The organism is Sporosarcina sp. A2, from assembly GCF_050858885.1.
GTDB lineage: Bacteria > Bacillota > Bacilli > Bacillales_A > Planococcaceae > Sporosarcina.
Genome location: NZ_CP193898.1, coordinates 2,452,501 through 2,473,701, shown reverse-complemented (window position 1 = coordinate 2,473,701; position 21,201 = coordinate 2,452,501). Strand labels below are relative to the sequence as shown.

Genomic DNA, 21,201 nt, shown 5'->3' with positions numbered 1-21,201 from the left:
GCCAATACTGGCTCTCCTTCCTTTTACTATTTCTGCTCTTTTTTTACCTCTTCTTTTTCGATTTCTTTTACTGTCTCCGTAACATCATCCTGTAAATTGTTCTTCACGACCTCTGATTCTATCTGTTCATCAGAAGGTGACGAATCTGTATCCTCTTTGACCTTCTTTTGAATGGTTTCAATTTCTTTCATTTCTATCTCATATTCTTTATCAACTTGAGAGGTGGAAGGGATTAAATCATCTTTGTTATAATCCACCCGCTTTCCATAACGCAAAAGTTCATAGATAATCATCCCATTATTAGGTTTTCCGTTCGTCATGATCATTGGAATTACATCAAAAAGAAGGTAGAACACAGAATAGAACATAAAACGATTCCAGAAACGAACCTGATCTTCTAGATACCCATTGGCAATGAGCGTGTTGAGACTTAGCGTGACGATAAGGTTCGTTAGGATAGGTGAAGAGTATAAGAGAATGTAAGAAAAGTTACTTGTCCGTTTAATGCGATCGAATGAAAACCAACTATATGTATGATAATACTTTCGAATATCAAAAACACCGAATTGATAAACCCTCGGCCCTGACCCAATTGTTAGTCTAGGATTTTTAACACCTAACAAAAAGGTTACAGGCAGATACCCCAATTCACGAATGAACACAACAATAGGAAGTATGATGAATACTGAAATGACAAGAGATATAAAATCGGAAATCCCAAACACGATAAGCACACATCCTCGTTTAAAAGCCTGTTGTTAAGATACCCTGCTGCATTCTAGTTGAATCTGCTTCGAATCACCCAACTTGCAATAGTTCTTTAGAGAAAAAGGTTTATTTCTTGATGCAATAGGAAATAACAAACTATAGTGAAAAGTACAATTGAAGTGAAGATGTTTGAGTCCGACGAGCAAGTCAGTGGATACGATTTTGGCGTAGTCCGTGCATTAAGCGATGTAAATGTAGACCAGTATGACTTCCCGGTTGTTAGCGTGGAAGGAAACTCAGTACAAGACATTGTAGATGACGTAGAAAAACGACTCTCAAGATAAACATACAAAATGGGCACGGGCGATTATTCGTTCGTGCTCTTTTTATGCTCGCATTTAATTGGAAGGGTATAGGTGTCACTTGAAGAAACTAAATTGTTTATCCCTAGACTATGTATGACTCTCATGACACCCATCAGAGCGTTAGATCGCTAATAATCTCATTAAGACGTGGAATGGATTGTCGTGGTTGCAGAACAATAACCTGCCTCTGCAAAAGAAATGAGCGAAGTGACAAGTTTTTTGAATGCATTGGAACTCAGTTTGTATACTGCTGTCCAAGAGATTCAAAAAGCATTCTAAGCAATGCATGTGTAGAGATGCTGTTTTTTTTGTATACTAAGGAGGAACGCACTTTCTGAAATGAGGGATCAAGATGTCAGAACTAAAAACAACGCTACTCGCTGATATGAAAACAGCGATGAGAGAAAAGGATACCGTGAAAAAAGGTGTCATCAACTTACTACGTGCAGGGATTCAAAACCAAGAGCTCGATCTTAAACGTGAACTGACGGCAGAGGAAGAGTTGAAAGTGGTTCAGCGCGAGTTGAAGCAAACGAAACAATCACTTGAAGAAGGACAAAAAGCAGATCGTGAAGATATCGTTGCAGCAGAAACAGAAAAGATTACTGTTATCGAACACTATCTTCCTAAACAGCTTTCTGTAGATGAAGTTAAAGAACTTATGGCCACACTTGAAATAAGTAAAGACAGTGCGATGGGTCCGGTAGTTGGTCGAATTATGAAAGAAACAGCAGGTAGTGCAGAAGGAAAAGTTGTATCGCAAGCAGTTAAAGAATATCTAAATAGCTAATGAGTACAAAAAAACTATCGATATGGACATCGATAGTTTTTTTGTATTCAGAAAGTACCAACACTACTTCCTTACGACCCACGTCTTCAAAAGCGCTAGACGTTCGCGAAAACGTACTTTTGCTTCAACGACTTTAGGAGTTTTAGCAGGGACTGCATCCCACTCAAATCCTACTTTTTTGGCAAGTATACCTGCGCGTGCTACGTGATAGTCACTTGTGATTAGGGTGAGATGAGTTTCTTCATCTGGGATCAGCTGTTTTGTATTGATCAAATTTTCGTATGTGGAAGTGGATTGGTCTTCCAAAATCATCCGGTTTTCAGGGAATCCATGTGCAGTTAAAAAATTCATCATCGCTTGTGCTTCGCTGATACCTTCATCAGGGCCTTGACCACCTGATAAAACAAGGATTACGTTTGAATGTCGCTGTGCATATGACAGTGCTGATTCTAAACGATACTTGAGGGAAAGCGAAGGTGTTGTACCATTTACTTTAGCCCCTAGTACAACAGCATATGTAACGCTGCCATTTGCACGCTTATTTTGTGCTTGTTTCATCACTTGGCCGGTTGTGAACCAAAATGTAGCGAATGCGAATATTCCTATAAATGACACTATCAATAGACGTTTCCCCTTTTTCAAAAGAATCTCTCCATTCCCTGAACCTATTGAATAATTTTACATTAGTGCTAACTTGACGGGAATAGGTTGAACAAGTTGCCTAATTTGAACGCTGTTTGTATAATTTAATCAATAGGTGTACTTTTACACACTCGGAAACGGAGGGTCTAGAGTGAATTCAGAAAAAATCATTGAGCTAATTTCTCACCGCGCGCTTCTTATTCGTACAGAAGCGGGCTATTCCCAAGAGACCATGGCAACTATATTAGGCATTTCTAAAAAAACGCTTGTTCAAATTGAGAAAGAGCGGACGTTGGCTAGCTGGACGGTTGTCGTGTCGATGGTTGCTCTTTTTGTCGATAGTGAAATCATACAATCGCTTCTTGGAGATGCGCCCTTAGAGGTGATTCGAACGATTGCCCATAATGGACTTGATCGTCCAAAAGGAAAAACGCTTGGTGGAAAAGTATGGTGGAAAGAAGTCGAGAGCCAGAAGGCGTACAGAATCCAGCAGAATTTAATAAGCCAGCACTACCGTATATTGGACAAAGAAGATTACGTTTGGTTTAGCACGTTTGATGAAACCGAGGTTAACAAACGTTTTCAGGAACTTACCAGAAGTAGTCGATGACCTAAAAAACTGCCATTCTGTTGCCGAGGCAGTTTTTTTATCCGACTATGTTTTATGTACGGGGAATTAGACAGCGCTGAACGTGGCGTCTTCGACAATCTGATCGAGCTTCTTATGAGCGTCAATCGCAAACTCATCTTTGTGTTCAATATGTGCACCTGGATCTTCAGGTGTTGAAAACTGTTCTAATCCAGTCACTGTCATCGTAGAACTTTCCTCTTCATCTAATCCTATGTTCATAACGTGTTTAATAATAAATGGTGTTTGGAAACGAATAATTGCACTAGACGAGTCGAGGTCACCTTTAGTTACAACGAAAGGGACACGTAAATAAATTGTAGTTTCCTTCCTCTTGTACAAAATCGTATCGAACATGCCATGATCGTATTCCCAGCCCCCGCCAATATCCATACCTGCGTGTTTAAATAATTTTAATGCATTTCCGTAGATGACCGTCCTACCTTCTATTTCACTTTTCAAAGCATTCATTGAGTTCCACCTCTTTCCCGTTAATTATCTATAAGTTACCCTATCAAACTATCTCAAAACCTAACCCCCAATCAATGCCTTATAGATAGGTGTACTCTAACTTCGAGGTGAATCAGATTCATAGGTTCTTCTACGATACGATACTTTATACAAATTGGATCGATACAAAAGGACAGGATCATCTGAACAATTGAAGCCTGGGGTTTCAAACGTAGGATTAAATAAGTGTTTCTCTGCATTGTCCGAGCGTTTTTCAATTAACACTAAGTCCCCAACGTCAATAACAAGTCGATCTTTTGGCCAAGCCAAAGAAGGGTCGTCAGTTGGATCATCAGGCGCACCTAGCGTCATAAGCAATCTAAAGTGTACTTGAGAGTCGGACATTCGTTCCAATAACTCCTGTTCCATATTTTTAGTCGAGAAAGGAAGCGCACGCTCTTTAGATGCGGAGTCAAAAGAAAAACGGACAGCTTGCTGATCTCCTGAAGCCGTTTCAAGAATATATGCATGAATTGCCCAATACGTTGTGGTTGCGAAACTTGCTGGCGTCTTGAGTTGTTTCAAAAGAGAAGGGAGCGTTTTAAATTCCGTATCCTGACTAAGTGTTTTCAGTTTTTCTTTCCACGACTGACCACTAGCGCCGACAGCTTGAATAAGTCGCATGAAGGCTTCAGGCGTTTTTGTAGGGAAAATGGGCACATTTGCCATAACGAGTGAAACTACTTCGTTGTCCTGCAATTGAAATTGCACAGCCATCCCTTTTATCGGGACAAGTTGCTCAGACATAGTCGGAATAGGGGAGCTATGTGAAAACCGAACGATTGCTTTCGATGGAGCGCCTGTTAGAAATGCGGCTTGTGTAAAAGGGGCAGCGTTATTATTCGGTGTAAATATAGCGTTAAAGCCTATTCCTTTTGCGTGGGCTCTTCGATATCCCGGGTGCGTTCCAGCTATATCTTCAATTGAATCCACTGCTTCACTTGGGGAAATCGTACTTTTATTATGAGATGAATTCATAAGTCACACTCCTTTCTAGGAGTATACCCGCACTTTCGAAACTCAACCTGAAACCTCTTGCTGAGCAAGCTCTGTATAGACAACTAAACGTTCTTCATGGGTTTTAGCCTTCTTATTGAATTCGCCTGTACACGTAATAAGATTCAGGCGACTACCATAAGAAAAACCGAAAATCTCTTTAATCGGGGCTTCTTTACGAGGGTAGCGTTTAGCCCCTGTAACAAGGAATGTTAAAGATTTCCCATCTGCATCTCGAACGATGACCTCATCACCTTTTTTCAATTTATCCAACTTGTAGAAGATTGCTGGTCCGGTAAGAGAGTCAATGTGACCCGCCATAACAGAACTCCCTTGGTCACCAGGTAATGTACCAGGTTCAAACCAGCCGACATTATCAACTCCTTGAGGAACTCCCATCTGTCCGTTTTCCAACTCACCAACATTTTCAATAGTCGCTTTCACATTAATCGAAGGAATTTCAATAGAGACAGGCGTAATTCCTTTTTGTTCTGCTTTTAGCAACAGACCATCTGCTGAAGGTTGTTTAACAGAGGGGACTTTTTGAGATGGTGGAGAGGATTGAGGTTCTGAAGCTGTCGAAGAGTCTTGTGAACTGCACCCCGCTAAAGCAAGTGAGAGTAGTCCTACAGTTAATATAGTGGTAACTTTCATCATGAACACCTCCATTAGATTCTTGTGTAAAGAAAAAGAAGGGGGAACTGACCCCCTTCTACTTATTTGCTTATTCGTTCTCTGTGCGCGTTTTGCGGAACACAATTGTTCCAGCCGCCATTGTAAGAATCAAGCTTGTCAGGATCCACATCACTGTAGAGTCATTGGATTCTTGGCTCATACCACCAAGACCGGTTTTCGGCATGTCCGCAGGCATTGATCCGGTGAATTTGTCTGGGAATTGGTCAACAATCGCTCCTGCCATCATTGTACCAACACCGAACATGTGACTGTAGGCTTCATGAATGTCATCGTATGCGCCATCGTAGTCGCCTTCATTGTACTTATTAAATGCAGCGAGTAACTGATCGACGTGCACTTTCAAACCTTCTTCGAGATCAGCTGCTTTCAAGCGTCCTTCTGTTGCCGTTTCAAGAAATGCTGCTTGTTTCACGCGGTAATCATCGAGATTTGCCATTGCTGCTTTTTGTCCTTCTGCGTCATCACCAGCAGTCGCTTTCACATAATCGACGAAGTAACCAATATGGCTGCTCCAGATTTCTTTGAATTGTTTTGCGCCTTCTGCACCGTAAACAGATTCAATTGATTTTGTAAGGTCATCAGTGTTGCCACCCAATTCGGCTGCTGATACATCAAAGTCCTTAGCACCGTCAATTCCTTTTTGCATCGCTAGTATAGCGAGAGCAGCGTGTGTGGAGAATTGGTTGTTTAACCCTTCGCGTAGGTCTGCGGCTGGTGTATCTACAGATTGCATATCAAACTTCTCAGGGAATTGGTCTGTAATTGCCCAAGAGATTCCTTTTCCGGTTTCAAACATATGCATCATGGACTCTGTAATGCCCTCATACGCTTTTTCATAATCTCCTGCATTGTACGTATCGAATGCCCAAATCAGATGATCCACATGCATTTTTAATCCTTCTTCTAAGTCTTTCGCTTTCAAGCGACCTTCAGTTGCAGTGTCGAGGAACGCTGCTTGAGTAACTCGGTAAGCATCTAACTCTGAAACAGCTTTCTTTCGACCTTCTTCATCTTTAGCGGCAGTCGCTTTTACATAGTCTACAAAGTAGCCAATGTGGCTGCTCCATATTTCTTTAAATTGGTTGCCCGCTTCTTCACCATATACGGAGCCGATTGCTGCGGATAGTTCGTCCGTGTTTTCCCCTAGTTGTGCAGCGGCTGCGTCAAAGTCTTTTGAACCGTCGATGCCTTTTTGCATCGTAATGATTGCTAAGTATGCGTGTTCGGAAAGGATGGAATCCAGAGTCGCTCTCAAATCTGTAGCTGGATTGGAAACTGCCATTGAGCTTGTTCCGTGACCTGAATGATCGGCTGCGTTCGCGATAGCCCCCATTGGGAATAAAAGTGAAACGCTCAGTGGTATTGCTGCGAGTTTTTTATAGTTCATCATGAATCTCTCCTTTTCGGTTTTGTAATAAGCTAACGGATAGAAAAACCGAATGGATCACTTTTCGTCAAAAAAATCTCCAAAATAGTTGAATCCATAAAAAAGGACCGACAACTTCGTCGGTCCTGCAGTGGTTCATAATAGTTAAATGCTACCTGCAAGAATTACCGCTCCTTGCGGTGTCGGGAGATCCGGTTCTGTTTCTATCGTAATAGCTACCGTATCCCAATTTCCTTCTAACTGATTCATTGGATGTGATACGGATCCACTTCCGTCTGGACCTGGCTTAAAGGAGCCCGCTGGCTTTGGTGTATCGTTATCAATAACCCATACTTGGTAGAGTTCGTTAGTTTTTAACTTCGGTAGATTGCTGGCATCGACTAATAAGACAGTTTCGCCATTGTCTTTGATCATCATGGCGAAAGCCGATGCATTGTCTACACCAGGTTGAGGATCGAGTAACGCTTTACCGATAAGTTCAAGATCACTATCAACAACTTCAGTTGGAGGCGTTCCGTCCATCGTAGCAAGGTACGCATTGGTCATTAACGAAGCGACAAGAGCAGCTGCTAGGACAGGGACGATGACTCCTTTTCGTTTTACAGATTTAGTTTCCTTTTGTGGAATAGGGAATTGTTCTACATTGTTTATAGTAGAAGGTTGGTCGTCTGTAACAATTGAAGAAGGCTGTTCATCGATTGCTGCAAAAACTTTTGACTTTAAATCTGAAGGTACTTCAATCTCTTCAGACAAGAAGGGAAGATCAGCAGTCAATAGTTGAAGTTCTTCAAGTTCAACGCTACAAGAAGGGCATTCTTCGAGATGCTGTTTAAAGACAAGCGCTTCTTCCTTTGACAAAGACCGGTTAAAGTAATCCATAAGGTTTACGCATTGTTTACTCATTCGAGAATCCTCCTTCCTGGGCGATGAACCCCTTTAAATGTTTGAGTGCTAATCGGATTCGACCTTTTACAGTTCCAAGAGGTAACTTACAGTGATCGGCAATTTTTTGCTGACTGAAACCTTTGAAGTAGAAAAGTTCAATAATTTCTTGTTGGTCCATTTTTAGTTCCTTCACAGCATTGCGAATGGCACTTCGTTCTTCATTCCACTCAGCAGCGCCTTCAACACTTATGGCTTGTTCTATTAGTAAATCCTTTTCGATCATAGGTTCGTGGTCATGGCGCTTTAACCGCCGTATTTCATCAATTGCCTTATTCCGCGTGACAGTGAGTAACCAAGAGGAAAATGAGCCTTTATGTTCTTGGTAAGTAGTTGTTCCATTCCACAGTTTCACAAAAACATCCTGGACAACTTCTTCTGCAATTTCACGATCACGGGTTAATCGATAAGCAAAAGAGAATACTAGTTTCTCGTATCGATCATATAAGGTTTCGAAAGCGGATCGATCCTTGGCGGCGGCAAGTGCGTATAAGGTTCCGTCGTCTGTCTGCTTCATCCCGAGTCTCCTTTTTGGAGCTTTTCACTTAGAATACCATAAGTCATACTTGCTGTATTCTTCAATTTAGACCTTTAGCAAGCTTACGTAACAAAATACGAAGTCGATCACTATTTTTAGTGGGAGAATAGTTACAAATATGTGACATGGATAAATGTACAAGGAATACAGGTTTTTGAAGATGAAATAGTCGGTATTAAGTTTTCAATTAGTTAGATGTATCAATTTGAAGGAATAAATGAAGTGAACGATTCTTTTAGAATTAGCTTAATAAGCATTGTTTGAAAACGCGTTGTTTGATATAGTATAGGAAATAATGATCGATGAAGTGGCCAAGTAGACGGAAATTGTGAAACAGAAAATAGGGCGAGATGTTGAGAGTCCTATCACCTCTTTACGTTCGAATCCTACCACCGAGATGCCGTGTAAACACGGCCGGTTCGTCCCGTTACGAAACGATAGAGGACTAATACGCGAAGTAAGCAAATTAGTCGAACTTAGGTGGTACCACGTCGAAAACACAAAGACGTCCTTTTATAGAGGATAACTTTGTGTTTTTTTGTGGACATAGACTGATCGTACAATCTTTGAACTGGAGGAATTGACATGACAAACACGCAACAAACTGACTTTTCAAAATGGTATATCGATACAATTCAAAAAGCTGATTTAATGGATTACACACCAGTACGCGGGTGTATCGCGTTTAAACCAGATGGTTTTGAAATTTGGGAGCACATTCAGGATGAAATGAATCGACGCTTCAAAGAAACTGGACATCGTAATGCCTATTTCCCAATGCTGATTCCTGAATCTTTCTTCCAAAAAGAAAAAGATCATATCGAAGGATTTGCACCTGAATTACCTTGGGTCACAGAAGCTGCGGGAGAACCACTAGAAGAGCGTCTAGCACTTCGTCCAACATCTGAAACAATGATTGGTCATCTATATTCCGACTGGATCAAGAGCTATCGAGATCTTCCTGTACTCATCAACCAATGGGCAAACGTATTCCGTTGGGAAAAGAAGACATTGCCATTCATTCGTACATCTGAATTCCTCTGGCAGGAAGGGCACACTGCACACGTTAACGAAGAAGAAGCGCGTCATGAGACGATGCAAATGTTGAACATCTATAAAGAAGTCGTTGAAGAACTTCTGGCAATTCCTGTTTACGAAGGTCAAAAAACACCTTCAGAGCGTTTCGCAGGAGCTGTTGATACATTCTCGATTGAAGCAATGATGAAAGACGGGAAAGCGGTACAAGCAGGAACGTCACATTACTTGGGTACAAAATTCGCAGAAGCATTCGATATTAAATACCTAACAAAAGAAAATAAGCATGAATTCGTTCATACAACTTCATGGGGAACGTCAACACGACTAATTGGTTCTGTCATTATGGTTCATGGGGATGAGCAAGGGCTTGTATTGCCGCCACGTGTAGCGCCAACTCAAGTTGTCCTTATTCCAGTAGGTCCTTGGAAAAAGAACCCTGCAATCATGGAGAAGCTTGATGAACTCTATGCAGAGTTAAAAGTAAAAGGGATTCGCGTCCGTTTAGATGACTCTGATCAGTCTCCAGGTTATAAATTTAACGAGTGGGAGCTAAAGGGAGTACCAGTCCGCATTGAACTTGGACCACGTGATTTGGATAATGCAACAGCAATGATGAAAGTGCGTGATGAAGAAGGTAAAGAAACTGTTGCATTGGAAGGATTGGTTGCTGAAATTGAAAACCAATTGACAACAATGCAAAGCCGATTGCTAGTAAAAGCGCGTGCATTCCGTGATGAGAATTCTCACACGTCTATTGAAACATTGGATGAGCTTAAATCGCATATTACAACTTCAAAAGAAAATAACGAAATTCCAGGCTGGATCCTTGCTGGATGGTGTGGAGATGATGCTTGTGAAGAACATGTAAAGGAAGAAACGAAGTTCACAACACGTAACATTCCGTTCAATCCGCCTGTTGAAAAACATACATGCATTAACTGTGGAAAAGAAGCAACACACACAGTTTGGTTTGCACGAGCATACTAAGATCTTGAAATGATTTGTAATCCCCACCTATCCTTAACAAGGAGAAGGTGGGGATTTTCCGTTTTTAAGAAAGAAGCACTCATAAGTATCCACTTGTTGAGCAGAATAGTTAATAGAAGCGCTTGAAAGTGATATCCTTAGGGAGCAGAAAAATCTTTAACGAGAAAAAAGGAGTTCAAAATCATGACAATACGAGTAAAAGCAATTATCGGGAGTACGAGTTCTACTTCCTACAATAAAAGATTGGTCAACTTCATGAAAAAGCGTTATGCCGACCGGTTGGACATCTCCCTCGTTTCTATCAACGACGTGGAAATGTTTTCTGTAGATACAGAAAGTGAACCACCTACGAATGCGCATGCATTCAAAGAGGATGTGAAAGATTCTGACGCAGTATTGTTTGCGGTTCCTGAATACAACTTTTCTATTCCCGGCGCTATGAAAAATGCGATTGACTGGTTATCACGTGGCGGAGAAGCAACGTTGCGCAATAAACCGGCGTTCATCGTTGGGTCGTCAATGGGTGTTTTCGGAAGTGTGCGTGCTCAAATTCACTTACGTGATATTTTGTCCAACCCAGCACTTTCACCACTAATTTTGCCAAACAATGAAGTGTACATCGGTGGAATTCATAACAAACTCAACGAAGAAGACGAGTTAACAGATGAGTCGACCGTCGCTTTCTTAGATTCCGTTGTGGACAACTTCGTGGACTTCTACGAGCGCATGACAGAAATACATTCACCTAAAGAAGCATAATAAAACAAGCAGTCTGCATGTACCTTGCAGACTGCTTGTTTATATTTATGGAAGGATCGCAAAAGAGCGTACAGGGAAGCCGGATGCCTTTTCAGGCTTCGGGACAATATTGAAAATGACTGCACCGCGTGTTGGTAATTTGTCCAAGTTCGTCAATAGTTCAATCTGGTACGTATCTTGTTCCAATACATAATACTCACCGTGGAGTGCACCATTCTTCCGGAAATCGGCCGCGGAATCGGTATCGAATGTTTCGTGTCCGACCGCTTTCACTCCGCGCTCTTCAAACAAAAATTGTAAGGCGTCTAATCCCCAACCAGGAATTCGGTTATTCCCGTCCGCATCTTTGTTACAGAACGTTTCTGCGTCAGGCCAGCGTTTACTCCAGTCAGTCCGCAACGCAACAAATGTATCGCTTTCAATTTTGCCATGTGTGTCTTCGAAAGCTAAAATGTCTTCTTTTGAACACGTGAAATCTTGATTAGCTTGCGCTTCTTTTGAGAAATCGAGGACGACTAACGGCAACACTAGTTCTTTCAATTCCAATTCATCTAAGTAACGCGTATCACGTACGAAGTGGATAGGAGCATCGATGTGTGTGCCATATTGTCCAGCAAAGCTGAATTGCTGTGCAAAAAAACCGTCATTATGGGAAAAAAGCGTTTTGAACTCGGCATCTTCAAACATGAAAAAGTGTGGAGAATCCGGTCCAAATGTATGAGTGAGATCCACCCATTCCTTTGTTTTCAACGTCGTGAGTGCAGTTAGCAAATCCGTCTGTGTGTCAATTGTGATCTCAATCCCGCCCTTTAACGCCTAAATGGCTATATTTATACAAAAAGAAGACCCTCTGATTGTGGAAGAGGGCCTTCTGTGCATACTCACGGAGTCGGCTCTCATCTGCAGAATGCACGAAGCATCCTCTGGAATTAGCACCTGGACCATTAATGGCTGGTTGCTGAGACATCAAAGGGCCAGTCCCTCCGTCTCTCTGGATAAGAAGTATTTATTAAATTGTAAGGAAAGTGATTGTTCAGATAATAACACGCCTAGTTATAGATAGCAATAGTGATAGATGACTTATTTGTGGAATTTGATATACTTGTACTTAGTTTAAGTAGGAGTCAGGAGGCTTCCGTGATGGCTTGGATTTACGTCATGTTCTCGGCGATTGTAGAAGTGTTCTGGGTTGTTGGCCTTCGACACGCAAACAGTATGTTGGAATGGGCTGGTACGGGTCTTGCTATTATCTTCAGCTTTTATTTTATCATCAAAGCTTGTGAGCAATTGCCTTCTGGAACCGTGTATGCAGTTTTCACTGGAAGTGGTGCAGCCGCAATCGTTCTAGTCGATTTCTTTGTATTCCACACGCAAATGAGTCGCATTAGCTTTTTGTTCATTGGACTGATTCTCTTTGGAGTAGTTGGTATAAAGCTCACATCTGGTAATGATGAGCGAACTCAAGGAGGTGGCTAGCGTTGGCTTGGATCTTTTTGGTCATCGCGAGTTTCGGTGAAATCTTAGGTGTCATGTGCATTAACTTGTTTATCCAGAAAAAAACACCTTTCCGATTGCTTCTCCTCGTTATGTCGTTTGGTGGAGGATTTGTCTTTTTATCACTCGCAATGCGTTCGATTTCGATGGGAACGGCTTATGCGGTCTGGACAGGATTTGGTGCTGTAGGTGCTGTATTACTTGGCGTTATATTCTTCAAGGAATCAGCTGGGTGGAAGCGCATGCTGTTCTTGAGTTGCATTATCGGAGGAGCTGTTGGTTTAAAGGTTTTTGGATGAGTTATGAGCTAGATGAAACAGGGTAAAGTAAATGTAAATGATCGACACAACTATTGGAAGAGGCGAATTGACGTGAGTTCAAACTACACAGATGATAGCTTGGCATTACATACAGATTTATATCAAATTAACATGATGGAAACGTATTGGTCGGAAGGCATCCATAATAAGAAAGCAATTTTTGAATTGTATTTTAGAAAGTTACCATTTGGTAATGGTTATGCGATTTTTGCTGGACTTGAGCGTGCACTGGAGTATTTACGAGAATTAAAGTTTACAGATAGCGACATTGCTTACTTAAAAAACGAACTACATTATGAAAGTGACTTCCTCGACTATTTGAAGGATGTCCGTTTCACCGGAGACCTGTATTCCATGAAAGAAGGAGAAACAGTGTTTGGAAACGAACCGATTATGCGAATTGAAACGACACTTGCTGAAGCTCAACTTATTGAGACGGCTCTGTTAAACATTGTGAATTACCAGACGCTAATTGCGACAAAAGCAAGCCGTATTAAACAAGTTGTGAAAGACGAAATGGTTTTGGAATTTGGAAGTCGTCGTGCGCACGAAATGGATGCGGCGATTTGGGGTGCACGCGCAGCAGTGATTGGCGGCGTTGAAGGATCGAGTAATGTTCGTGCAGGAAAGTTATTCGGTATCCATCCAAGCGGTACACATGCACATTCTCTTGTACAAGCCTATAAGAGTGAGTACAACGCATTCCATGCTTATGCGAAGCGTCATCGTGATTGTGTGTTCCTCGTGGATACGTACAATACATTGAAAATTGGAGTACCGACAGCTATTAAAGTTGCGAAAGAACTTGGCGATAGCATCAATTTCGTTGGAATTCGTTTAGACAGCGGGGATATTGCCTTCTTATCTAAAGAAGCGCGTCGTATATTAGACGAAGCTGGATTTGAAGACGTAAAAATCGTTGTTTCAAACGATTTGGATGAATACACGATCCTAAACTTGAAAGCACAAGGTGCCCGAGTCGATATTTGGGGAATCGGTACTAAGCTGATTACCGCTTATGACCAACCAGCTTTAGGCGCTGTATACAAGCTAGTGTCTATTGAAGGCGAAAATGGCGAAATGGTCGATACTATCAAGATTTCTTCCAATGCTGAAAAAGTGACGACTCCTGGAAGAAAGAAATTGTACCGGATTATCGACAAAGAAAATGGCAAAGCTGAAGGGGACTACATTGCGATGTTTGATGAAGACCCGAATGAAGAGAAGCGTATCAAGATGTTCCATCCAGTCCACACGTTCATCTCTAAGTTCGTCACAAACTTTGAAGCACGTGACCTTCACGAAAAAGTAATCACAAAAGGTGAAGTGATCTATGAGTCACCAACAATAGAAGAGATTCAGAAGTATGCTAAAGACAACTTAAGTCTGTTGTGGGATGAATACAAACGGTCGCTTAATCCAGAAGAGTATCCTGTTGATTTGAGTCAGAAGTGCTGGGATAATAAGATGCGAAATATTCAAGAAGTCCAGGAAATGGTTAGTGACTTCATCAACGAATAGGAGTGGCTGAAAGTGAATGAATTACAACAGCGAATTATTCAAGAATTGCATGTGCTGCCGGAAGTCGATGCGCATGAAGAAGTCCGCGTCTCTGTCAACTTCCTGAAAGAGTATTTGAAGAAAAATACGTTTTTAGAAGGGTACGTACTTGGAATATCCGGAGGACAAGATTCAACACTAGCTGGGAAACTTGCGCAGCTTGCTGTCAATGAATTAAACGAAGAACTGGATACTGACCGTTATCGATTCATCGCCGTGAGATTACCTTATGGTACTCAATTCGATGAAGAAGATTGTCAAGATGCGTTGCGATTCATCGAACCAACAACTACGTACACAGTGAATATTAAAGAAGCTGTAGATGCAAGTCGCCATGCACTTGACGAAGCCGGGATAGCTTTATCTGATTTTGAAAAAGGGAATGAAAAGGCAAGGGAACGAATGAAAGTTCAATTTTCAATTGCCGCGTTCCATCATTGTGCTGTCATCGGTACCGACCATGCTGCAGAAGCAATCACTGGGTTCTTCACCAAGTTTGGGGATGGAGCAGCAGATGTGACACCGCTAGCTCGTTTGAACAAACGTCAAGGTAAAGCAATGCTTCGTAATCTCGGTTGCCCTGAGCAATTATACAAAAAAGTTCCGACAGCAGATTTAGAGGAAGACAAGCCTGCACTACCTGACGAAGTCGCGCTAGGTGTGACATATCAGCACATCGATGACTACTTGGAAGGTAAATCTATTCCTGACGACGCACGTCGCACTATTGAAGCACATTATCTCCGTTCTCAACATAAGCGTCATTTACCGATAACTGTATTCGATGAATTCTGGAAATAAAAGTGTGAAAACCTCTCATTGTTTTTGAGAGGTTTTTTTATTGACAATCAATTCTGTTTGTTTTGCAAATTAATTTGTCGGACCACACTACTTCCGGTATGATGGATAGAACTGTAATAGTATCCACTCATTGAGCTAGGGGGAAGTCGAATGTCACATATAGATAAAATCGATGCAATTTTAACAAATATTGAGCGAACGATTGTAGGGAAGCGGGATATTAGTGAACTTAGTTTAACCGCACTATTAGCAGGTGGACATGTATTACTTGAAGATGTACCGGGAGTCGGGAAAACGGTATTGGTAAAATCACTTGCTACGTCTATCGGGGCGATATTTAAACGAATCCAATTTACGCCTGATTTACTACCTTCAGATGTGCTAGGTGTATCTATCTACAATCCTCAACGCATGGAATTTGAGTTTAGACCAGGCCCAATCGTTGGGAATATTGTATTAGCCGATGAAATCAATCGAACTTCCCCTAAAACTCAGGCGGCGTTACTTGAAGGAATGGAAGAGTCATCAATTACCATCGATGGAAAAACGCTGAAACTACCGCAGCCTTTCTTTGTGATGGCTACGCAGAATCCTATTGAATATGAAGGTACATATCCGCTTCCAGAAGCACAAATGGATCGATTTTTATTTAAATTAAAGATGGGTTATCCGACGAGATCTGAAGAAATTGAAGTGCTTTCTCGTGCAGATTCGAAACGTCCAATTGAGCAGTTGACACCAGCTGTAACACTTGATGAGTTACTAGAATTAAAAGTCGTTGCTTCAAAAGTAATTGTCGATACAACAGTGAAAACCTATATCGTAGATTGTGCGACAGCAACACGTGACCATGCATCCGTTTACTTAGGGGTTAGTCCACGTGGCTCGCTTGGACTGATGAAAGCGTGCCAAGCGTATGCGCTTATTCATAATAGAAATTACGTGACACCGGACGATGTCCAATTCCTATTGCCATTCGCATTCAGCCATCGTATTATTTTACATCCTGATGCAGAATACGGCGGTCAATCCATTGAACACGTGTTAACGGATGTTTTAGCGAAAGTTCGTGTACCCGTAGTGAAGGCGAGCTCCATATGACTTGGAAGCGTACGTCCCTCATTTTACAAGCATTATTTGTTTTGCTTGTCCTAGGTGGGGCTTATTCGTTTGCCATGTTTCAAGGAGGTATGGCAAGCTGGACCATTTTTTACTTCATCCTACCATTTGCACTCTATGCGCTAATCATTATGGTGTATCCGCTTAAAAAGATGACGATTACGAGGACTACTCAGAAGTCGTTACTAGGTATTGGTGAAACGACGATCGTAACGCTTCGTATTGAAAAGAATTTTTGGTTTCCTCTTTTATATTTACTAGTTCAAGAGCGAGAAGGAGATGGTTTTGCGTCTTCTGTGAGGGGAGAATCGTCTCGTTTATTCGTAATGGGTGGGAAAAAAGAGGTTGTTCTCCAGTACGAGTTATTAGGAAAACATCGAGGAGAGCATCAATTTTTACCTGTGCATGTGGAAATCGCAGATTTTTTCGGGTGGATTAAAAAGAAGGAGAATCTAATTGCAAAAGGTGGGAATTCGTTGCTGATTTTTCCGGAAACGAAGTCCGTTCACTATATTCCTATAGGTTCACATCAAGATAGAGGGTCTGCAAAATCTCCGTTTTCACTCATAAAGGAGACATCCGTCGCAACTAGCGTGAGAGAATATCAACCTGGAGACCGAATTGCCTGGATCCACTGGAAGTCGTTCGCACGCACACAAAATCTAATGACGAAAGAATTTGAAAATCGACAAGGGGAGCATGTTACTTTGTTGCTGGATGCGCGTGCTTCAAAGACATTGGAAGAACAGATTCGATTTGCTGCTTCGATTCTAAAAGAAGCTTCGGAGCGTAAAGCAGATTTAACCTTTTTAACGACAGACGCTTCGAATTCAGTAATTAGTACTATTGCAACCGACGGACAGCTTCGAAAAGCGCTGACGCAATTGGCACGCTTGCGGCCGTTAGAAGGACCGCAGTCAAAGAAGCCGAATTATACAGTTGCTTTACAAGGAGCAGGCGCGATTGTGTTAATATCCGGTAATCCAGATGCGGTATTTTTACGCTCTATTTTGAGCGCATCACGTGCTCAACCTGTCTATTGTTTTGTCGTAAGAACATCTAACGAACCGTTACCTGACTTCGTTGCTCAAAATGTAAAGGCGGCCAAAGCGCTCGGTGTCACAGTTCATATGCTTACTGCAGAACAATTTGAGCGTTCGTTTCAGGAGGTGGCAAAAGCGTGAAAGAACTGCGGAACGATAAGTGGGTTCTCCTACTATTGTATGTGCTAGCATTTTTCTTAACGATTGAATGGTTGAAACCGGTTGAGGAATTGACGAGCACTGGACATATCGGGCATTTTTATGGATTCATCGGTTTGTCTTTGTTGATGGGAATGTTTCATGTACCGATATGGGTTGGTGCACCGGTAAAAATCGTCTACATTCTTCTTTCGCTTCAGTACGTATTTTACGGAAATGAGTGGTTATCACTCGGAGCCATGGAAGCGACGATCGGAGAAGTAGGGCAAAGTCTTTCGTTAATCTGGACGGGTGAATGGATGGAGATTTCCTATCTGTTTAGAACCGGATTGTTCTTCGTATTGCTATGGATGATTTCGTACTTAATCCGCTTCTGGATCGAGTATCGAAAATCGATTCTGCTTTTCTTCGGAATGACCGTAGTCTTTCTATCCGTTGTAGATACGTTTACAGCGTTTGACGCATCCTTTGCAATATTACGAGTGATGATTATTGGTTTATTACTATTAGGTTTGATGTTTCCGCTTCGTTTATCCGCTAAAACAAATACGCAATTATCCTTATCCGGCTACGTGAAAGCGGTAATTCCTTTAGGTGCCGTAATTGTTCTTGTAGCAATCATTGCTATCCTCGTCCCAATCAAGGAACCATCCTGGCCAGATCCTGTTCCTTATATCCGATCTGCAGCAGGTATTGGAGAGTCAGGTGGTGGAACCGGATCTGGTATTTCAAAGGTAGGTTATGACCCAGATGATACTGAACTCGGTGGGCCATTCAAACAAGATGATACGTTGGTGTTTGAAGCCTACGTGGATTCTAGACAATATTGGAAGATGGAGACGAAAAATACGTATACGACAAAAGGTTGGGTTCAATCAGCAGGCGGGAATTCAGATTATGAATCCTGGATATACTCTGGTTCGATAAATACTGAAGAGCCGATAGAACCAATAAAACTTGCTAATGTAGAGTTGTTTGAATACTTACCGATTATTCCGTATCCATATGGTTTTCAGGAGTTGAAGACAGACGAAGCATATTTATACTCCTTGGAAGAAAGAAGTGGAAAGCTCGAGTTAAATGGAGCTGACCCTTTCGAACTTACCTACCAGACACAATTTGAAGAGCCTGAATACAGTTTGAAAAAACTACGAGAAACGAATAGGAAGATGCTGGAACCGCTTAATGAGGAGTTGGATGAATATCTTAGCTTACCAATGGAATTGCCAGATCGAGTGTGGAAACTTGCAGAAGAAATAACAAAAGACTCACCGAGCTTATATCAAAAAGCACAAGCTATCGAGAGTTATTTCGGGAAAAGTGGTTTTGTCTATGCACGAGATAATGTTGCCATTCCCGAGGAAAGTCAAGATTATGTTGATCAATTCCTGTTTGAATCGAAACGGGGATATTGTGATAATTTCAGTTCTTCGATGGTCGTCATGCTTCGTTCTGTCGGGATTCCTGCTCGTTGGGTAAAAGGATTCGCACCGGGAGAACAATTTCTTGACGATGATCGAGAGAAGTATTACAAAGTGACGAATAACCAAGCTCATTCATGGGTCGAAGCTTTTATGCCAGGGTATGGATGGATGCCATTTGAGCCAACTATCGGTTTTAACGGCATCTCTAATGTCAATTTTGATATTGAATTAGAAGATAATGACGTGAAAGAGCCTGAACTACTTAAACAACCAGAAAAGAAAAAGCAGGAGCAAGCTGCTCAAGCTGCAAAGCGTAAAAGAGCGCACGAACCGTGGTTGCTGAAAATCATACCCGATTGGCTTCGGTCTGGAGTAGCAATCACTACTGTTATAGGGATTACGATTGCTGTTATTGCGGGAGCACTTTATCAAACACGTAAAAGATGGTTGTCACGCATAGCTGTACGTCGAAGTCGTAAGAAGGCGGGCAACTGGGAGACCTTTGTTTTCCAATATGAGCAACTATTAAAACATTTGAATCGAATTGACATCGAAAAGCCTTCAGGTATGACGCTAGCCACCTATGCCAAACAAGTGGACCGAATGCGTGGGGATAACAAGATGAGTATGCTGACAGCGATGTACGAAAAAGGGCTATATGGTCAACTGGATAGCGAGCAAAATTGGGATGAGTTGAGTGAAATGTGGGAAGACTTAATCATTGGGGCAACCGGTTGATTTTTCGACAAAATGCAAGTAGAATGACGACAGGAAGAAAAATACTTGAATGCTCTCATATAGGTCCGATAATATGGTTCGGATGTTTCTACCAGGTCACCGCAAAAGACCTGTCTATGTTAGCGAATGCAGCTACGGATAATCCGTGGTCTGTTTTCGTTATTCCATAGATTTCGATAGAAGCAGAAGACGCGCAGAAAGAGTTTACTTTCTAACGCGTCTTTCTCTGTTTTAAGGGCATACTTGAAATAAAAATAAGAAGAGGTGGATTTTATGTCAGCAGCTCCATTATTGTCAGACCAAGAAAAAATCGTAGTTTTGGATTTAGGTAGCAAATACAACCAACTAATTACACGTGTTATTCGCGATTTAGGCGTCTACAGTGAGCTTTACCCGCACACAGTAACGGCGGAAGAAATTCGTAACATGCACGCAGCTGGAATTGTCTTGTCTGGTGGAGATACTAAAATGGACGCAGACATCGATCCTGAAATCTTTGCATTAGGAATCCCAGTCCTTGGAATCGGTTCAGGGCTTGAAATTATTGCACAACAATTCGGTGGTAAGACAGCTACAATGGAAGCTCATGGTGCAGCATCTACGCTGACAGTTGAAGGAACTTCTACTTTGTTCGCTGGAATTAGTGAGTCATTTGCAGCGCATATCGGTGGAACAGAAAAAATTACTGACCTACCTGAAGGCTTCACAGCAACTGTGAAAGATGAGCATGGTCATATCTCTGCAATTGAAAATGTTGAAAAGGGACTCTTCGGTGTTCAATTCCATCCTGAAATGGAGAACGCTGAAAACGGAGAAATAATTCTTCGCACATTCCTTCGCTCAATTTGTAAGCCAACAGGCGAATGGTCAATGGAGCGCTTCATTGAAGTTGAAATCGAAAAGATTCGTGAACAAGTCGGTAATCGCAATGTTCTTTGCGCACTAAGCGGCGGTGTCGATTCTTCAGTAGTTGCAACACTCATCCATCGTGCTATCGGAGATCAGTTAACATGTATCTTCGTCGATCATGGTTTGTTGCGTAAAGGTGAAGTTGAAAGTGTTGTAGATACATTCAGCACGAAGTTCAACATGAACTTCATTAAAGTAGATGCTGCAAAGCGCTTCTTGGACAAGCTTGCTGGTGTTACAAATCCAGAAGAAAAACGCAAAATTATCGGTAACGAATTCATTCGTGTATTCGACGAAGAAGCAGCTAAGCTAAAAGGTATTGATTTCCTTGCACAAGGTACAATCTATGCCGATATCATCGAGAGTGGTACAGCAACTGCTGAAGTCATTAAATCTCACCACAACGTTGGTGGATTACCAGAAGATATGGACTTTGAATTGATCGAGCCTCTAAAAGCATTGTTCAAAGACGAAGTTCGTAACGTAGGTAAAGAACTTGGATTACCTGAAGACATCTACAACCGTCAGCCGTTCCCTGGACCGGGTCTAGGTGTACGTGTACTTGGTGAAGTAACTGAAGAGAAGCTTAACATTGTCCGTGAAGCAGATTATATTCTTCGTGAAGAAATCGCAATTGCAGGCCTTGAC

General features: G+C 41.8%; 22 protein-coding genes, 2 riboswitches and 1 other annotated feature (1 of these 25 only partly in view). Of the genes, 13 read left to right on the top strand and 9 right to left on the bottom strand.

Features of this window, described 5'->3' with window-relative positions; genetic code table 11:
* Window positions 1–26: 26 nt before the first annotated feature.
* Window positions 27–725: a hypothetical protein gene (locus ACRPI0_RS12590; protein WP_432353025.1), complete on the bottom strand. Its 699-nt coding sequence runs from the start codon at window positions 723–725 to the stop codon at window positions 27–29.
* Between the two features lie 144 nt (window positions 726–869).
* Between ACRPI0_RS12590 and ACRPI0_RS12585 the strand changes: the two genes are divergently transcribed.
* Together ACRPI0_RS12585 and ACRPI0_RS12580 are read left to right on the top strand one after the other, a co-directional pair.
* Window positions 870–1,052, top strand: a complete 183-nt coding sequence (locus ACRPI0_RS12585) for a YkuS family protein (RefSeq protein ID WP_432353024.1) — start codon at window positions 870–872, stop codon at window positions 1,050–1,052.
* A 373-nt stretch (window positions 1,053–1,425) separates the two neighbouring features.
* Window positions 1,426–1,863, top strand: a complete 438-nt coding sequence (locus ACRPI0_RS12580; RefSeq protein WP_432353023.1) for a GatB/YqeY domain-containing protein — start codon at window positions 1,426–1,428, stop codon at window positions 1,861–1,863.
* 63 nt (window positions 1,864–1,926) lie between these two features.
* Here ACRPI0_RS12580 and ACRPI0_RS12575 read toward each other — a convergent pair whose 3' ends face one another.
* A complete protein-coding gene (locus tag ACRPI0_RS12575; protein ID WP_432353022.1) occupies window positions 1,927–2,505 on the bottom strand; it encodes a YdcF family protein in 579 nt (192 codons plus the stop codon).
* A 151-nt stretch (window positions 2,506–2,656) separates the two neighbouring features.
* Here ACRPI0_RS12575 and ACRPI0_RS12570 point away from each other — a divergent pair, with 151 nt between their 5' ends.
* Window positions 2,657–3,115: a helix-turn-helix transcriptional regulator gene (locus ACRPI0_RS12570; RefSeq protein ID WP_432353021.1), complete on the top strand. Its 459-nt coding sequence runs from the start codon at window positions 2,657–2,659 to the stop codon at window positions 3,113–3,115.
* Between the two features lie 66 nt (window positions 3,116–3,181).
* On the opposite strand, the gene ACRPI0_RS12565 is transcribed toward ACRPI0_RS12570, so the two are convergent.
* The 6 genes from ACRPI0_RS12565 to ACRPI0_RS12540 form a co-directional block, all read right to left on the bottom strand.
* Window positions 3,182–3,604 carry a YugN family protein gene (locus tag ACRPI0_RS12565; protein WP_432353020.1) on the bottom strand — a complete coding sequence of 141 codons (423 nt, stop codon included), beginning with the start codon at window positions 3,602–3,604 and terminating at the stop codon, window positions 3,182–3,184.
* A 96-nt stretch (window positions 3,605–3,700) separates the two neighbouring features.
* Window positions 3,701–4,621, bottom strand: coding sequence for a catalase (locus ACRPI0_RS12560; RefSeq protein WP_432353019.1), 921 nt, complete (start codon window positions 4,619–4,621; stop codon window positions 3,701–3,703).
* A gap of 42 nt (window positions 4,622–4,663) precedes the next feature.
* On the bottom strand, window positions 4,664–5,296 hold the full coding sequence (locus ACRPI0_RS12555; RefSeq protein ID WP_432353018.1) for a class F sortase: 633 nt from the start codon (window positions 5,294–5,296) through the stop codon (window positions 4,664–4,666).
* Between the two features lie 67 nt (window positions 5,297–5,363).
* On the bottom strand, window positions 5,364–6,725 hold the full coding sequence (locus tag ACRPI0_RS12550; protein ID WP_432353017.1) for a copper amine oxidase: 1,362 nt from the start codon (window positions 6,723–6,725) through the stop codon (window positions 5,364–5,366).
* Window positions 6,726–6,866: 141 nt separating this feature from the next.
* A complete protein-coding gene (locus ACRPI0_RS12545) occupies window positions 6,867–7,625 on the bottom strand; it encodes an anti-sigma factor (protein WP_432353016.1) in 759 nt (252 codons plus the stop codon).
* Window positions 7,618–8,181, bottom strand: coding sequence for an RNA polymerase sigma factor (locus ACRPI0_RS12540; RefSeq protein WP_432353015.1), 564 nt, complete (start codon window positions 8,179–8,181; stop codon window positions 7,618–7,620). Before ACRPI0_RS12540 ends, ACRPI0_RS12545 begins: the two co-directional genes overlap by 8 nt.
* Window positions 8,182–8,495: 314 nt before the next feature.
* Window positions 8,496–8,718 (top strand) — a binding site (T-box leader).
* A 69-nt stretch (window positions 8,719–8,787) separates the two neighbouring features.
* Between ACRPI0_RS12540 and proS the strand changes: the two genes are divergently transcribed.
* The gene (gene proS, locus ACRPI0_RS12535) at window positions 8,788–10,227 is read left to right on the top strand and encodes a proline--tRNA ligase (RefSeq protein WP_432353014.1); all 1,440 of its coding nucleotides are present in this window, start codon (window positions 8,788–8,790) and stop codon (window positions 10,225–10,227) included.
* A 183-nt stretch (window positions 10,228–10,410) separates the two neighbouring features.
* Window positions 10,411–10,986 carry an NADPH-dependent FMN reductase gene (locus tag ACRPI0_RS12530; RefSeq protein WP_432353013.1) on the top strand — a complete coding sequence of 192 codons (576 nt, stop codon included), beginning with the start codon at window positions 10,411–10,413 and terminating at the stop codon, window positions 10,984–10,986.
* Window positions 10,987–11,031: 45 nt separating this feature from the next.
* Here ACRPI0_RS12530 and ACRPI0_RS12525 read toward each other — a convergent pair whose 3' ends face one another.
* Window positions 11,032–11,775 carry a cyclase family protein gene (locus ACRPI0_RS12525; protein ID WP_432355953.1) on the bottom strand — a complete coding sequence of 248 codons (744 nt, stop codon included), beginning with the start codon at window positions 11,773–11,775 and terminating at the stop codon, window positions 11,032–11,034.
* A 104-nt stretch (window positions 11,776–11,879) separates the two neighbouring features.
* Window positions 11,880–11,988: riboswitch (SAM riboswitch) on the bottom strand.
* 138 nt (window positions 11,989–12,126) lie between these two features.
* Between ACRPI0_RS12525 and ACRPI0_RS12520 the strand changes: the two genes are divergently transcribed.
* From ACRPI0_RS12520 to guaA, 8 genes are all read left to right on the top strand, one after another.
* The gene (locus ACRPI0_RS12520; protein WP_432353011.1) at window positions 12,127–12,462 is read left to right on the top strand and encodes a DMT family transporter; all 336 of its coding nucleotides are present in this window, start codon (window positions 12,127–12,129) and stop codon (window positions 12,460–12,462) included.
* A gap of 2 nt (window positions 12,463–12,464) precedes the next feature.
* Window positions 12,465–12,779 (top strand): DMT family transporter, encoded by a 315-nt coding sequence (locus tag ACRPI0_RS12515; RefSeq protein WP_432353009.1) that lies wholly within the window; start codon window positions 12,465–12,467, stop codon window positions 12,777–12,779.
* 72 nt (window positions 12,780–12,851) lie between these two features.
* Window positions 12,852–14,321 carry a nicotinate phosphoribosyltransferase gene (locus ACRPI0_RS12510; protein WP_432355952.1) on the top strand — a complete coding sequence of 490 codons (1,470 nt, stop codon included), beginning with the start codon at window positions 12,852–12,854 and terminating at the stop codon, window positions 14,319–14,321.
* 12 nt (window positions 14,322–14,333) lie between these two features.
* Window positions 14,334–15,161 carry an ammonia-dependent NAD(+) synthetase gene (gene nadE / locus ACRPI0_RS12505; RefSeq protein WP_432353008.1) on the top strand — a complete coding sequence of 276 codons (828 nt, stop codon included), beginning with the start codon at window positions 14,334–14,336 and terminating at the stop codon, window positions 15,159–15,161.
* Between the two features lie 150 nt (window positions 15,162–15,311).
* The gene (locus ACRPI0_RS12500) at window positions 15,312–16,262 is read left to right on the top strand and encodes an AAA family ATPase (RefSeq protein ID WP_432353006.1); all 951 of its coding nucleotides are present in this window, start codon (window positions 15,312–15,314) and stop codon (window positions 16,260–16,262) included.
* On the top strand, window positions 16,259–17,464 hold the full coding sequence (locus ACRPI0_RS12495; protein WP_432353004.1) for a DUF58 domain-containing protein: 1,206 nt from the start codon (window positions 16,259–16,261) through the stop codon (window positions 17,462–17,464). Before ACRPI0_RS12500 ends, ACRPI0_RS12495 begins: the two co-directional genes overlap by 4 nt.
* Window positions 17,461–19,644 carry a transglutaminase-like domain-containing protein gene (locus ACRPI0_RS12490; protein WP_432353002.1) on the top strand — a complete coding sequence of 728 codons (2,184 nt, stop codon included), beginning with the start codon at window positions 17,461–17,463 and terminating at the stop codon, window positions 19,642–19,644. The genes ACRPI0_RS12495 and ACRPI0_RS12490 overlap by 4 nt, the downstream gene beginning before the upstream one ends.
* Window positions 19,645–19,679: 35 nt before the next feature.
* A riboswitch (purine riboswitch) is annotated at window positions 19,680–19,781 on the top strand.
* Between the two features lie 136 nt (window positions 19,782–19,917).
* Window positions 19,918–21,201, top strand: partial view of a glutamine-hydrolyzing GMP synthase gene (gene guaA, locus ACRPI0_RS12485; protein ID WP_432353000.1) — the 5' portion only. It continues 255 nt past the right edge of the window; the window shows 1,284 of its 1,539 coding nt (coding positions 1–1,284); it begins with the start codon at window positions 19,918–19,920; its stop codon lies off the right edge, out of view.